This window comes from Candidatus Gracilibacteria bacterium (assembly GCA_041661045.1).
Lineage (GTDB): Bacteria > Patescibacteriota > Gracilibacteria > UBA1369 > 2-02-FULL-48-14 > 2-02-FULL-48-14.
Genome location: JBAZVE010000001.1, coordinates 96,668 through 110,875 on the forward strand (window position 1 = coordinate 96,668; position 14,208 = coordinate 110,875).

Sequence of the window (14,208 nt, forward strand, 5' to 3'; positions counted from 1 at the left end):
ATAGATGTATGAGTGGTAATGACAACGCAACTGGTTTATCCCCTTTCGATCCCGAAGATTTAGATTACGGCCCTGAGCCCGAGCTTGTTGAAGTGACTTTACGGTTTCCTGATTTGGGTTTTCAAGATGATCTCGAGGGTTCAGAGCAGCTTGCTTTCCATTCAATCATTGATCAACTTCGAGAGTTTGGGTTGAAATTTCAGCACCTTGCCCTTGATGGGACCTACAGCATGACTGGAACGAACCTTAGCCCCGAGCAGTTCCAAGCGGTTGGGGCTTTTTTAAGAAAACTTAAGGATGACACCGTGCTCAGTCAAATCATCTCAACGCTACAAGTCCTTCCCCAAGGGGACACTCCTCCGGATGGCGTTCCTCTCCTTATCCAAATAGATGGAGCGCCATTAACACAGGCGCAAGTGCGGGAGGTTCTTGGTTTTGTGGAAGACTTCGATTTGGACGCTGTTTCAGTCTGTGGCAGTCTTGATGGGCGCGCTGCCACCTTAGATGCTCTTGGCGATACGGACCTCCGAGAGTCCATGGAGACTTTATTGGGGGAGAGTTTTTCCTTTTCTGGCATTACGCTTCATGCTCCTGACGGGTTCTCACCTCTCGGGCATGACTACCTTAAGACCCTCTCTGGATGGCTTCGTATTCAGGGTGTTGGTGTCAGTACAAGTTTTTACTCCGTTCGGGCACCAGCAGAAAGCGAGACCGACTTTGAGTAGCTGTAATAAAAGATTGGATGTCTTCGGCGGAGATGACTAGGGTGGCGGTGTTCACCAAGGGGTGACACTGCAAAGCCTCGCCGCGCAGAGTTTCGTCGAGGATGAGTTCCACTTGGTGAGTTTTGTCGTTGAAAAGCCCCAGAATGGTGACGGAGCCGGGCTCCACGCCGAGGTGTGTTTTCATAGCCTCCGCGGAGGCAAAATGGAGCTTGGTTTCGCCCAGTTCTTTTTCCAAAGCTTTCAAATCGGCGCGTTTGTCTTCTTTAATGGACACAATGTAATAGCGGCTTCCGTTTCGATTGGTGATGAAAAGATTTTTGATTTTTGCGCCGGGCATGGGCGGGCACAGAAGGTTCCCCTCTTCACAGGTGAAAACGGCGGGATGATCGAAGCGCTCGTACGATATACCGTGCGCGTCTAAAAAGTTGAGAAGTTCTTGCATGGGCCAAGCATAGCATGATCTCCTGATTCGTGTATACTTCAAGCTGCTATGGAGCCTCTTGCAGCCAAAATACGGCCCAAACAACTGGATGAGTTTTATGGGCAAACCCACCTGGTTGGACCCGGGAAACCTCTCCGCGTGGCGATGGAACAAAAACATCGGTTTTCCTTTGTTTTGTGGGGGCCGCCCGGTGTTGGAAAAACCACTTTGGCCCGAATGTACGCACAAAGCTTGGAGGCGCAGCTTTTTGAACTCTCCGCGGTTTCTGCCGGGAAAGCCGACATCAAAGCCATTATGGAGCTGGATTTTTTTGGCCAAGCCCGCGTTTTGTTTTTGGATGAAATCCATCGTTTCAATAAGGCTCAACAGGATTTTCTTCTTCCGTTTGTGGAGAGTGGTGAACTCACTTTGATTGGTGCCACCACCGAGAATCCGAGTTTTGAAGTGATTCCGGCGCTGCTCTCACGGTGTCGTGTTTTTGTTTTGAATCCATTGGGGAAAGAAGAGATGCAGGAGATTTTGAGTCGCACGGAAATTCCAATGGACGAGGAAGCACGGGATTGGCTGATTCAAATGGCGGATGGGGATGCGCGCCAAGCTCTCACGGTTTTGGAAAACACGCAGCAGCTCTTTAAAACGGTGACGGTGGAAAGCCTGAAAAATACGCTCCAATCTAAGTTTTTGCGTTACGACAAAAAGGGCGAGGAGCACTACAATATCATCAGTGCTTTTATTAAAAGTATGCGGGCGAGCCAGCCCGATGCCGCTTTGTATTATTTGGCCCGAATGATCGAATCCGGAGAGGACCCCAAGTTTATTGCGCGACGCATGGTGATTTTTGCGAGTGAAGACATTGGACTCGCCATGCCCACCGCGCTGGTGGTGGCCAACGAGGTCTTTCGCGCAGTGGAAACCATTGGTCTTCCCGAATGCGCGCTCAATTTGGCTCACGGAGTCGCCTACCTTTCGCAGTGTAAAAAAGACCGGAGCGTGAATGATGCGCTCAAGGCCGCCATGGCCGATGCCGAGCAATACGGCAATTTGCCTGTACCCCTCATGCTCCGCAACGCACCGACCAAACTCATGAAAGAGCTGGATTATGGCAAAGGTTATGAGAAATACTCCAAAGCAGATTTCCTTCCGGAAAAACTGAAGGGGAGGAAATATCTTTAAGTCGGATTTATGGAATTGAATGAACGACCACTACTGCTTCTGGATGGGGACAATACCCTGTGGAAGTGGATGGAGTATGCGGTGCCCGCGTATGAGGCGATGTGTGCTGTGATTGCGCAAATGGCCGGAAAGACGAAGATCGAAACGGCGGCGGCCATGAAGAGAGTTTACAGTCGAAAAAGGACCATTGAGAATGTGCTGCTCATTCAAGGACTCAAGGAAGATGGCTTTTTTAATGGCGTAAGGAATTTTGATGAAAATGAAGCCATCCGTATCGCTATGCGAACATTTAGTCGTGTGCGCAGTCAGCATTTGCAGCTGTATCCCGGAGTGAAGGAAGTGATGGAAACGGCGCACAAAAAAGGGTGGCGGCAAATCATGCTCACCGACGCGCCTGGGCACCAAGCTCGCCGCCGGCTGGAGCGCACGGGCGTAGACCATTTGGTGGAATGTATTTTTGCCATGCCCACCGGTTCCGACTTACCCCCGTCCAAGGCTCGTTATCGTGGACTTCGGGAATCACCGATTCCTGTCTTTGAGGTCGAGCACGAAAAACCTTACACCGATTTGGAGGGGATTTTGAAGATGACGCGAGATCAAATCCGTGCACTTGTTTATATGTGGGGAGATAACGACAAAAAAGATATGGAATTGGCACGAAGATGGGGCATGCGTGGCCTTTTTGCCGTGTACGGAGGTTCTGATCCTGATCTGAGCGCCCGCCTCCAACCCTTTGCACCCGAGAGCGTGCTTCGACGAAACAGCAGTCTCCTTGAGGCTGAATCGAGGAGCAGTCATGGTCTCATCACCCCCATCCATCATCCTTTTGAGGTTTTGAGCGTGCTGTAGATTGTCTGAAGAGACTTGCTGATCAGCGCCCATATATCACATAGACGGCTCCTGCATCAACGCTGGTACTGTTGTTTCCGGAGGCACCCACAAGGATGTCCGCCAGTCCATCTCCATTTAAATCTCCCGTGGCAACCTGGTTCGCCGCATAATCGTTTTCAGCCTCTCCAAGCAATTTTATAGCAGAAGGTGAAGAAAGCCGGAAGGAGCTGAATCTCTCCTCTTGACCTCTTACGATGTAAACTGCTCCGGCATCATTAGCGGCTTCATCCTGACCCACAGCTCCTATGATGATTTCACTCCACCCGTCTCCATCCTGGTCTGCCACGGCAATCGTTTTCCCAGCGTAATCACCCATATCTTCTCCTGTGAATTTTACGACACTGGTGTCGCTCAACACCATGGAACTTAATGTGGTAGAACTTCCATAAATCAAATATACGGCCCCTGCATCTACGCCTGCATCATCATTATAACTAGGTATTAAAATTTCTCCGAAACCGTCTCTATTGATGTCCCCGACCTTTAATTGTTCACACAAACAATCTCCCATGGCTTCTCCCGTAAGTTGAACCATACTTGCGTCACTCAGGAAATTTTCACCGCTGAGGTCGCTTGATCCATAAATCAAATACACTGCTCCAGCTGCATCTCCCCCGTCATCATTACCTGATGCTGAAGTTAAGATATCTTCAAGACCATCTCCATTGATGTCTCCAATGGCTATGGAACTCCCTGCATGATCAAAAGGATTTTCTCCCACCCAAGTTGCCGTACTGGCGTCCAATAAACTCATCGATGTGAGCTCTGAGTCTTGGCCTTTTATAAGGTAAATTTTGCCGTCGTAGTTGTCGACATCCGAATAACCGTATCCTTTCGCGCTCACCACAATGTCATCATAACCATCTCCATCTGTATCCCCAACACTCACGGCAGATCCAGCTGCATCCGATGCTCCTTCACCGGTAAACTTTGGCAAGGTTCCATCCAGAAAATCTAAAGATCCTGTCCGGCCCGCGTGTCCATAAATAATATAAATCGCTCCCGCGTTCCCTCCGGCGTCATCATCTCCTTGATCTGCCACGACTACATCTTCAAAACCATCTGCGTTCAAATCACCCACCGCAAGCGCGCCGCCCAGGTAACCTGAGGACCTCAAACTCGTGTCTCCTGTCCATACTGCAATGCTACTCCCAGAAAGGATGGTGTCACCTCGATATCGTCCTGCCTTTCCCCGTGCTATATAAATAGTGTTTTTGCTGGGGGCGGCAAGGATGGATTCGTCGTAACCATCGCCGTTCAAATCACCCGTAGCTATGTCTGTTCCTACTGATGCATCATAACTTGGCCCCTGAAATTGGGCGAATGACTCAAGGGAAAGTGTCGCGGCTTGCGTCAAGGGAATGATAAGGAGGCCTGTCAAAATTAGAAGAACGGGAACTCTAAGAGCTTTTTGTGTAGAGATCATAGTGATGAATAAAGATTTTTACACAAACATTTGACCTCAAATGCTTTATGGTTGTCAATTGATCTGACGAAGATGGAGCAGCAAACTGGAAGAAATTCGGACTTGGTTTAATCTTTAGAAGGTCTCGGTAGGCTCGTGAGATATACTCTGATTTTTTGCTCATCGCCTGCTGCACCTCCATTTTCCTCGACCCTTTCATAAGTTGCAAAATGACCCCCGTCAGGCTCTGCTAAGGCCCCTCTATTTGCAAAACCAATAGTAAATCCCCCGATTTTCACACCTTTAGGGATTCTTGGCCCCTTCCAAGACAATTCATATACTGTCGTAACCAATTGCGCGACTCTCTCTCTAATACGCTGTAGCGCTGCTTCTTGATGAGAAAGGGGGGCAGTAGCATCCTTGTAACCTGGTTTCCCCGTAAGATCAACTGGCGTTACGGGTCTATTTGTCGCCCCAGAGGAAATCTTTCTTAAGAGAACATCGCGTACTTCATCAGAAGGCATACCAAAACAATTAGGTTAGGTATAACTAAGCATAAACTCTATATTTTGTCAATGGAGCAGCAAGTAAGACCAAAATTTTCGGGCCCGTTACTTCTTGAGAGATCTCATGAATGTAAAGAGCTTGAAAAGCTTTTTGAATCAACTGAATAAGGCCAAAATTCTTCTCGATCCGTTACTTCTTTAGAAACCTCCCGTAAGAGTGCGAGTAAGGCAACTACGAGTCTCGCACTTGATTTATCGTCTTCATGATCACTTCTTGCGCCTCGTAAGCAGTTTATAGCTATACTTGCTCTACGACCAACATAGCCAAATTGGCGATCAGTACCGTAACAGAGTTCGTACATTCTTTGTATGAACTGCCTTTTTTCATTGTCTCCTGTATCTTCCTTAGCTATTAAATCCCACAATTCTATAAGTAAAGTCCTGCCAAGGTTCAGTGCAAACAGATGTTCCCCCTGAGAATCTCCGTGTGTTTTTTTCAAATCTGCCAAATTCATCATCGGCATCGCCGCATATTGTACAAAAGGTGGATATGCGTCCACAACTTTTTTTGGTGCGCCACTCTCTTTCGTGGTTTCTCCAAATGACAGTAATTTTTGCTTCAACTCTACAAAAAAGCTTGCATCTTCTGAATGTTGTGCCAAATAGCTTTCTTTCCCTTTTTCTAGCATTAGATCAAATAGTGCTTTGGAAGAAGTCCCTTCAGAAGAAAATTCCTCAAGCATTTCATCAAAACTTAATCTTAAAAAGTCTTCCATTCGTGGAAATTTTTGCTTAATCTTAAAAAGAACATCTTCAGGATCCAAATCCCTTGTGTCTATAGACCATCCATCATTTGGCCCCGAAAGCCCTACCTTCCCATCCAAAATGTCCTGGATGCCACTTGCATGTCTTGCTAGTTGCCTTCCCATGTCAGCAAGCACAACTTGTTCAGGAGATCTATAAGTGATTTTTTCGATACTGTCGGCCTCTATCCCTGGGTATAAAATCCTTAAAGCTGTGGGTAGATCGATACCTGAATCCCTGCTTGCAGTTTGTAATGCAATTGAGTAGGTTGTTTTTCGCCCATTGAATGCGCGTGATACAAAGGCATCAGCTGTTTGTGGGAATTGTTGACGAAAGGATTGAAGAGATTCTTGAGATGGTAATTCGAGCACAAGTATACCGTCTTCTCTTGTCTCACAAATTGGTGTAGTAGCTCCAAGGCCTTTCATGTATTTATGATAGCACATATATTTTCTATATGTCAAAGCGATTTGACATATATGCAATAAGCTGTTATAATTATGTACATTTAATCTCATAGTATGGAAGGTATACTCGATATCTGTTCAAGGCTTGCAGGAGCACCTATTGTTTACCGTGAAGGTACCAGAGAGTTGATGCGTATGTATATCGCCAAAGGAGGTACAGCTTCTGCTTATAATGTCATCCTACAGGGCCATACCTTTGGCGTACAGAAGGATGGCCGTATTACAGGAGACCGTTCTGGCCACATTGAGCGCTTACTTCGAGTTGTTTCTTCAGAAACACCTGACCAAGCTACTGCTTTAGATATTCTTCAGGAGATTCTCTCTCTTATGAGGAGTGCACGAGAGGCAGTTGGTAGGGTCGTTCCTGTATCTGAAAAACCAGCAGATCCTGTTAGATTTCTAGGTCAATTCCCAAGATTTAAACCTGAAATTGGAAATCGTTTGAATGAGATGCTTGAGGCAAACCCAAGAGTTAAAATGGTTCCTCGGCACGATCTCTCTCCTGACGGTCGACTCCAACGCTTACTCCAAGATCATCGTCTTCTTCTTTTACATGATGCGGGGACTCAAGTTATAGCTCAAGAAGTTGCTGATGCAGAGACATTTCTACAAGTCGCTGGTGGCGTTGGGTATTATCTTGCCGTGCCAAAAGATGTTGATGGGCTTTTTGATGATTTCTACGCAGTTGCGACGGGAAATGCGTGAGAGTACCGTACGGAATGTCATCACTGCTGAATATGTAAAAGGTACCTACTCCGAAGCCTTTTCTTTCTCCACGAAAAGTCAGCATTAAATCCAGCGTTCTGGAAATAGCGAGGGCCTCTTCTACCAACTCTCTTTCTGAGGCGTACATGGATTCATTCACATGAAGCTCAATCCCTTCTGCAGAACCCACGCCATAAGTGATCCAGTGCTTTGAAGCTTCTATGTGAGCAGGATCCATTGGTTCAAATCCATAAAAACGCCCTTCTCGGATGGTACTCGCTTCACCCTCTGTGATTTCACGACGAATGTTGGAGCAGGTAACGGGAATCGAACCCGTATTTCCGCCTTGGCAAGGCGGCATAATAACCATTATATGATACCTGCGGCAGAGGGGATTTTAGCCAAAAATGCATCCTGTAGCAAGCTGCAAAAAAACTGGTTTCTTTCGCTCTCCAAGTTAGGTTTGCATAAACAACGGCTGATGAGCTACTTTTAAAGTATAAACGGCTTGCTTAAGCCACAAATTGAATGGAAATCTGTGCCCGGGCACATGTATTTTTGCGAAGCTCCAAATCATTGACGCTTTGCGCTTTTGTGCTAGAATCTCCCTCTATGCCAACTCCTGCGGAAACCGATCAGAAGGAAGAGATTGCCATTCTCATCGCAGATGAGATTGAGCATACCAGTACATTTCCCCTTTTTTCCAATACCAGGGGTAAGTTGGGTGTTTTGTCGCCTGGCTTGATGGATGAAAGCATCCGTGTCCGAGATTTTTTTAGCCTTATAGGCCTCGGCATAGAAAGGCTTGTAGAAAAGTGGGGGTCGGAAGCTCCTCAGTGGAGTTATGAACGCCTTGGGAATTATGTGGAGGAAAAGGACGCCAATGTGAATGTGGTTTTGCGGACCTACGGAGGAAAAGAATTTCGGGTCTGGAGCCTGATGCATCTCTTGGATAAATGGAACGCCGAAGGACGGGTGACACGAGGTTTTGTACCAGAGTATGCGGCCAGTGCAGGTGCTACTGTTTTCGCCCACACGGGAGAAAGACATATGGGATATACGGCACATTCATTTCATCATTTAGCCAGCAATGAGAAAACGGGAGAAATTTATGATGGACCTAATCATATCAAACACTACCTTAAGCAGATTAGTATGCTTCTGCGCAGAGAAGTTCGCTTGGAGGAGCTTAAGACCGATGGGCCTGATAAAGCTGTCTATTTTGGGGGGTGGCGACTGCAAACGGATGGCGTAGCGAAGGCTTATGTGGGACCGGATAAGCTTTTGGATCACTTCCGTCAAACAACAGGAATCAACCCCGAGGATTACCCGGAGTTGAAAGCTGTGTTTGAATTGAAGGCAGTTTAGAAGTCGTATCCGTCGCTTGGAGCGGCGGGTGCGGCGGGGCCTTCCGGCTTGCGAGCGGGTGCCGGAGCGGGGGCATCTTGGTAGAACTCTTTCATCGAAAGGTTGTAACGACCTTGTTCGTCGATCTTGAGGAGTTTTACGCGGACTTTGTCGCCCACTTTCACCACATCTTCCACCTTGTTCACACGGAAAGGACGGAGTGCGGAAATGTGCACCAATCCATCTTTACCAGGAACGAATTCTACAAAGGCTCCGAAGTCCATGATTTTCACCACGGTTCCCTCGAATTCTTCACCCGGAGTGGGTTCGTATACAATTGATTTCACCCAGTTGGCCGCCTTGGTTCCCGCTTCCTGATTTGGAGCGGTGATGATGACGAGACCGGTTTGTTCGATGTCCATTTCCACGCCACATTCGGCGGTGATCTTTTGAATGGTTTCTCCACCCTTACCAATCACATCACGAATGTAATCCGGATTGATTTGGATCTTCATGATGATGGGTGCGTATTTGCTGAGTTCACCACGAGGAGCGGGCAATACGGTCTGCATTTCGGCGAGCATTTGATTACAAGCGGTGGCGGCTTTTGACAGCGCCTCTCCCATCATTTGCAGAGTAATTCCCTTCACTTTGATGTCCATTTGCAGAGCGGTGATTCCGTCCGCGGTGCGGGCCACCTTAAAGTCCATGTCTCCGGCAAAGTCTTCAAAAGACTGAATGTCGGTGAGGATTTTGTAAGCTCCGGTTCCGGACTGTTTGAATTCATCGCTGCACACAAGACCCATGGCCACGGCGGAAACCGGCTTTTTGAGCGGTACTCCGGCGTCCATGAGTGAAAGGGTTGATCCACAGACGGAAGCCATGGAGCTGGATCCGTTACAAGTCATGATTTCGGACACCACAAGAATGGTGTATGGAAAATCTTCTTTGGCGGGAAGTACGGGAAGCAAGGCTCGTTCTGCGAGTGCTCCGTGTCCAATTTCACGACGGGAAGCGCCGCGAAGTCCTTTGATTTCTCCTACGGAATACGGTGGGAATACATAATAGTGAATGTATCGTTTTTCGGTGTCCACTTCCATGGAGTCGATGATTTGCGCATCGCCGGGCGCACCGAGTGTGGTGAGCGTGAGCGCTTGCGTTTCTCCTCGTTGGAAGAGAGCGGATCCGTGCGTTCGAGGCATGAGTCCCACTTCGATGCTGATCTTTCGAACTTCATCGAGGCGGCGACCGTCGAGCCGTTGGTCTCGCTCTAAAATATTGTTTCGCATGGAGTTGTCCATGACTTTTTCAAGTCCGGCCAGGAGAGCTCCTTTGGTGTAGGTTTCCGCTTCGATTTCTGCGGCAAAATGCGCGAGCACTTTATCTTGAAGTGCGTGGATCGCGTCTTTGATTTCTTTCTTGGATCCTCCTTTGTAGATCGCGAGGTCGTCTGCGGTGAGCACGCCTGCAACCAGATTGATGATCTCGTCGGAGGCTTTGGCCACCGTGTACGAGCGGAGCGTAGGATTGATTTTTTGTACGAGTTGCATTTGGAAAGCACAGATTTCCTTGATGGTCTTGTGCGCGAGTTCCAGCGCTTGCAACATTTGTTCGTCCGTGAGCTCATTGGCTCCGGCTTCCACCATGGTGATGGCTTCCATTGTTCCGGCCACAAGCAAATCGAGCTGAGCCCCTTCCATTTCTTCAAAGGTGGGGAACACAATGAATTGATTGTTCTTCATTCCAATGCGCACTCCGGCCAAAGGCCCGGCAAAAGGCAAACCGGCCACGAGCATGGCGGCGGACATCCCTGTTATTGCGAGCACTCCGGTCTCATTCACGAGGTCAGCGGAAAGAATAGTAGCAATCGCCTGAGTCTCGTTGGTGATTCCTTTTGGGAAGAGGGGGCGAATGGGACGATCGATGATACGAGCCTTTAAAATGGCTTCATCGCTGCTGCGGCCATCTCGTTTCATGAAGCGAGATCCTTTGATCTTTCCGGAGGCGTAGTAGCGTTCTTGGTATTCGATAGTAAGAGGGAAGAAATCCGCGTCGGGTTTTCCTTCTTCGGCCATCATGGCGGTGCAGAGCACGATGCTCTCCCCCATTTGAATGGTAACGGCCCCGTTCGCTTGCAAAGCAAGTCGCCCGGTTTCGAGCTTAATCTTGCGACCGGCAAGTTCGGTTTCAACAGTTTGTATAGACATAATTCTGAGCAGTTAGGGTAATAATATTGATGCCGCTTACGCGGCGTTATTGCCTAGCAAACCCTTTCGGGTTCGCTTGCTCAGAGGGAGGTTTCAAGACATCTCTTTGATCGACCTATGCAATGATGTGGCTTGCGCCACTTTTTTGCTTAGCAGACCCATGGGGTCCGCCTAGTAGAGAGTTCTTGTGATCTCACCCTGAGCGGGCAAGAAAGAAGGGGCGTAGAGCCCCCTCAGTTTACTTACGAAGTTGTAGTTGGTCCAGGACTTTCTCGTACTCGTCTTTGCTCTTCGTCTTTAGGTACTGGAGGTGACGGCGGCGCTTGCCCACCATCTTGAGCAGTCCTTGGCGAGAGTGCAAATCATTTTTGTGACTCTTTAAGTGCTCGGTGAGCTGGTTGATGCGAGTGGTGAGAACCGCGGCTTGTACTTGCGCACTACCGGTATCCTTGTCGTGCTGGGCAAATTTTTTGATGATTTTCTTCTTGTCGTCTCGTTTCATAAATGGGATTAAAGATGATTGTACTTGAGCACGGGGTATTTTATAAGAAAGGCCCTAAAAATGCAAGGTTTTCCTTTAGATCAGGCTAAATCCAGCGTTTGAATCTAAAGAAAACAAGCATCACAAAGAGAATAAATAGCATTCCTCCGGCCAAAACAAAGAAAATGAGCGGGTGCTGGGCATAGGGCAGATGGACATTCATCCCATACATTCCCGCCAAAAGGTTGAGCGGCAGCATCACTACGGAAAAAACCGTCAGTGTTTTGATCACATTGTTGGTGGTATGGGAAATGAGGGATTCATTGGTGTCTTGTAAGGATTCCACCAACTCTTTCAAATTCTCCAAATTGCTCCAAATCTTTTCCACTTTATCCAGCACATCGTCAAAATAAACCTCCAAACTGTCGGGGAGGAATTTCTTATTCTTGTGCTCAATCTGTGCCACCACGGTGCGGAGCGGTGCCATCACACGACGGAATCCAATGATGTTCTTCTTGGTGTTCAAAATCTCCTTGAGCATATCCTTCTGTCCTCCCAAAAAGGCCTCCTGTTCCAGGGAGTTCACATTGGACTCGATGTTGTCGAGCAAGGGGAAGAGTCCGGCAAAAAGGTGATCCACAATTTCATACATCAAATACCCACTGGAATGTCCCATCACTTTTTTTCGTTCGGTGAGGCTTTTTTCGGTCAATGCGTAAAAATCGTTGAGTGGCTTGAGCCCTCCCCAATGCACGGTGATCAGCAAGTTTGCTTTTATAAAAATATCCACTTCTTCGCTCACTATCCTCTGTTTGCGTTTATCAAAATAAGGAATGTGCAAAATAATGAAAAGATAGTCTTCGTATTCGTCCACTTTGGAGCGTTGATTCTCGGAAAGACAGTCTTCAATATCCAGTTCGTGGAAGCCGTGCTTCTCCTTTAAAGCAAGCAAAGATTCGGCATCCGGATCCTCCACCACGGTCCATGTGAGTTTTTCAAAACTGATGGATTGTTGCATGTTTTCAATATAAGCACTTAAGATCTCTTGGCGCAAACTCAGTTTGGTTGCATAATGCCCGCATGAAATATCGCGCCATTATTCGGGAAGCGTGGGTTCTGACGCAAGAGAATAAGAAACTCATTTGGTGGTTTGCTTTTGTCCCGGCCCTGCTGAGTTTTTTGGTGAGCATGGTGTATTTGACCTATCAAGCCTACGCTCTGTGGAGCTCCCCCTATATTCGTCCCAATGCCGAGGAGAGCCATCTGCTCATGAACATCATCAAAAAGATCGTTCTGCTTCTTCAGGAGAACCCCAGCCTTGGTGTCTTTGTGGTGCTTTTGGTCGCTATTGTGGGGCTGGCCTATTTGATGCTTCCCGTTTTTACTCAGGGAGCACTCATCCAATTGGTGGCTCGCCTACGAGCGGGGGAACCGGTTTCCATCACACGGGGCATCAGTTACGGTTTTGGACGATTTTTGCAGCTTTTTGAATACCATCTTTTTATTAAAACTTTCAGCTTTTTTGGGATTTTTACAGAGGCTGCTTTCGCTTTTCGTGTGTTTGGCCTCGAACCCTTTAAGGTCTTTGGTTGGATCTTCCTTCTCATTTTAATTGTCGGGCTCTTTTTCTCTCTCCTTTTCACTTACTCGGAGTACTATATTGTGATCGATGGCGAAGGCGTTTTTAGTAGCATCATCAAAAGCAGTGGTTTGGTGGTGCGACAATGGCATCACACGCTGTTTATGTTTTTGTTGATGGCGGTGATCCTTCTGCGTGTCATTCTCAATCTTTTGGTGGCGCTCTTGGTGCCCGCCCTTGTGCTGGCTCCCGTATTCTTATTCACCAGCCTCGCTCTGGCCAAAATAGGTATTTTTGTGGGGGCCATTGTGGGGGCCGTGGTGCTGTACTTTGCGTCTTACTTTTTGGGCGTTTTCCATGTCTTCACCAGTTCCGTGTGGACTTTCACTTTTTTGGATCTCACCAAAGAAGAGTCCACTGCAGTGAACTTGCATGAGGCGGCTGCGCGAGATTAGGGGTTTAAAGGGCTCCCGTTAGGATGAGGAAGATTCCGTAAAACAGTGTAAAAAGACCCAGTCGTTTCAGCATGCCGGGAATGTTTGCCTTGTAATCCAGATTTTTTTTACTGGCTTTCCGTGCGAACTGAAAGACCGTGATGTCTTGTACATAGGAAAACAGAAGTGCTCCAATCACAAAGACGGCGGCCAATTGAGAGCTGTAGATTTCCATAACCATCGTGGGGAGAGTCGTGGGCTGGAGGCCGCTCAACAATGGACTCAGGAAAAGGATGAGCGCGGTGTGGAAAATCTGGTCCACAAAAAACGGAATGGTGCTTTTTCGTTTATTGTAACGGCGGTCGAAGCTGATTTTGAGACAGTCTTGGGTGAAGTGCACCGCAAAAATAATCCCAATCACGATCCATGTCATTCGATGTTGCAAGATGGGGAGCAGTGCGACCGTGCTGCACAAGGCAATGATGCCGGCGTGCTGAAGCGTACCCGTCCAGCTTTTATATTTCTTGTGGATCAGGTCGTTGGACTGGAAGACGAAGTCCCCGAGCAGATGTGCGATGATGAGGTGCAAAAAAATCATAGGGTGAGGTCCGGTTTACGAGCCCTGTAGGCTTCTTCTACTTTGCGAGCAATATCCGGGCTGCTTTTGAGCAGGGCGGAAAAGTCTTCTTTATTGAGGATAAAGATTTCACATTCGGAAAGCGTTTCGGCGTCGGCGTTTCTGGGTTTATTTTCTATGAGGGCTGTTTCTCCAAAAAAATCGCCGGCTTTAAGCGTGGCCAGCTCCCCTTTTTGGTTATGGATGCGCACGGTGCCGGACTTGATGATATACGCCGCCGTCCCAAGCAGGCCTTGTTTAAAGAGCACAAAATGTGCCGGAAAGTACTGCATGGTGATGTGCTGAATAATGGTTTTGTGCTCTTCCTCCGTGAGGCTTTGAAAGAGTGGCACGGTCTTGAGGATTTGAAGAATGAGATTCATGAGGGTGCGTTTTCGCGCGATTCAATCCTGTAATTATAGAGGA

The 14,208-nt window shown here is 47.8% G+C and carries 14 protein-coding genes and 1 tRNA gene; 6 read left to right on the forward strand and 9 right to left on the reverse strand.

Features of this window, described 5'->3' with window-relative positions; all coding sequences use genetic code 25:
- Positions 1-8 precede the first annotated feature (8 nt).
- Positions 9-725 carry a hypothetical protein gene (locus WC777_00530; GenBank protein ID MFA6023691.1) on the forward strand — a complete coding sequence of 239 codons (717 nt, stop codon included), beginning with the start codon at positions 9-11 and terminating at the stop codon, positions 723-725.
- Here WC777_00530 and WC777_00535 read toward each other — a convergent pair.
- The gene (locus WC777_00535; GenBank protein ID MFA6023692.1) at positions 625-1,167 is read right to left on the reverse strand and encodes a prolyl-tRNA synthetase associated domain-containing protein; all 543 of its coding nucleotides are present in this window, start codon (positions 1,165-1,167) and stop codon (positions 625-627) included. The two genes, WC777_00530 and WC777_00535, sit on opposite strands and share 101 nt — an antisense overlap.
- A gap of 48 nt (positions 1,168-1,215) precedes the next feature.
- Here WC777_00535 and WC777_00540 point away from each other — a divergent pair, with 48 nt between their 5' ends.
- Positions 1,216-2,340, forward strand: coding sequence for a replication-associated recombination protein A (locus WC777_00540; GenBank protein ID MFA6023693.1), 1,125 nt, complete (start codon positions 1,216-1,218; stop codon positions 2,338-2,340).
- A gap of 289 nt (positions 2,341-2,629) precedes the next feature.
- Here WC777_00540 and WC777_00545 read toward each other — a convergent pair whose 3' ends face one another.
- The 3 genes from WC777_00545 to WC777_00555 all read right to left on the reverse strand — a co-directional run bounded on the left by WC777_00545 (position 2,630) and on the right by WC777_00555 (position 6,374).
- Positions 2,630-4,657 (reverse strand): FG-GAP-like repeat-containing protein, encoded by a 2,028-nt coding sequence (locus WC777_00545; GenBank protein MFA6023694.1) that lies wholly within the window; start codon positions 4,655-4,657, stop codon positions 2,630-2,632.
- Between the two features lie 107 nt (positions 4,658-4,764).
- Positions 4,765-5,160 carry a hypothetical protein gene (locus WC777_00550; GenBank protein MFA6023695.1) on the reverse strand — a complete coding sequence of 132 codons (396 nt, stop codon included), beginning with the start codon at positions 5,158-5,160 and terminating at the stop codon, positions 4,765-4,767.
- A 38-nt stretch (positions 5,161-5,198) separates the two neighbouring features.
- A complete protein-coding gene (locus WC777_00555) occupies positions 5,199-6,374 on the reverse strand; it encodes a hypothetical protein (protein ID MFA6023696.1) in 1,176 nt (391 codons plus the stop codon).
- 93 nt (positions 6,375-6,467) lie between these two features.
- Between WC777_00555 and WC777_00560 the strand changes: the two genes are divergently transcribed.
- Complete coding sequence (locus tag WC777_00560) at positions 6,468-7,226, forward strand: hypothetical protein (protein ID MFA6023697.1); 759 nt, start codon at positions 6,468-6,470, stop codon at positions 7,224-7,226.
- A gap of 201 nt (positions 7,227-7,427) precedes the next feature.
- Here WC777_00560 and WC777_00565 read toward each other — a convergent pair.
- Positions 7,428-7,502 (reverse strand) — tRNA-Gly (locus WC777_00565).
- A gap of 228 nt (positions 7,503-7,730) precedes the next feature.
- On the opposite strand from WC777_00565, the gene WC777_00570 reads away from it, so the two are divergent.
- Positions 7,731-8,486: a hypothetical protein gene (locus WC777_00570; GenBank protein MFA6023698.1), complete on the forward strand. Its 756-nt coding sequence runs from the start codon at positions 7,731-7,733 to the stop codon at positions 8,484-8,486.
- Here WC777_00570 and pnp read toward each other — a convergent pair.
- The 3 genes from pnp to WC777_00585 all read right to left on the reverse strand — a co-directional run bounded on the left by pnp (position 8,483) and on the right by WC777_00585 (position 12,171).
- A complete protein-coding gene (pnp, locus tag WC777_00575) occupies positions 8,483-10,672 on the reverse strand; it encodes a polyribonucleotide nucleotidyltransferase (GenBank protein ID MFA6023699.1) in 2,190 nt (729 codons plus the stop codon). The genes WC777_00570 and pnp overlap by 4 nt on opposite strands.
- Positions 10,673-10,910: 238 nt before the next feature.
- Positions 10,911-11,174 carry a 30S ribosomal protein S15 gene (gene rpsO, locus WC777_00580; GenBank protein MFA6023700.1) on the reverse strand — a complete coding sequence of 88 codons (264 nt, stop codon included), beginning with the start codon at positions 11,172-11,174 and terminating at the stop codon, positions 10,911-10,913.
- A gap of 85 nt (positions 11,175-11,259) precedes the next feature.
- Complete coding sequence (locus WC777_00585; GenBank protein ID MFA6023701.1) at positions 11,260-12,171, reverse strand: magnesium transporter CorA family protein; 912 nt, start codon at positions 12,169-12,171, stop codon at positions 11,260-11,262.
- 62 nt (positions 12,172-12,233) lie between these two features.
- On the opposite strand from WC777_00585, the gene WC777_00590 reads away from it, so the two are divergent.
- Positions 12,234-13,187 carry a hypothetical protein gene (locus tag WC777_00590; GenBank protein ID MFA6023702.1) on the forward strand — a complete coding sequence of 318 codons (954 nt, stop codon included), beginning with the start codon at positions 12,234-12,236 and terminating at the stop codon, positions 13,185-13,187.
- A 4-nt stretch (positions 13,188-13,191) separates the two neighbouring features.
- Here the strand turns inward: WC777_00590 and WC777_00595 are convergent, their stop codons facing one another.
- The gene (locus WC777_00595) at positions 13,192-13,764 is read right to left on the reverse strand and encodes a DUF3307 domain-containing protein (GenBank protein ID MFA6023703.1); all 573 of its coding nucleotides are present in this window, start codon (positions 13,762-13,764) and stop codon (positions 13,192-13,194) included.
- A 218-nt stretch (positions 13,765-13,982) separates the two neighbouring features.
- On the opposite strand from WC777_00595, the gene WC777_00600 reads away from it, so the two are divergent.
- Positions 13,983-14,198, forward strand: coding sequence for a hypothetical protein (locus tag WC777_00600; protein ID MFA6023704.1), 216 nt, complete (start codon positions 13,983-13,985; stop codon positions 14,196-14,198).
- The last annotated feature ends 10 nt before the right edge of the window (positions 14,199-14,208 follow it).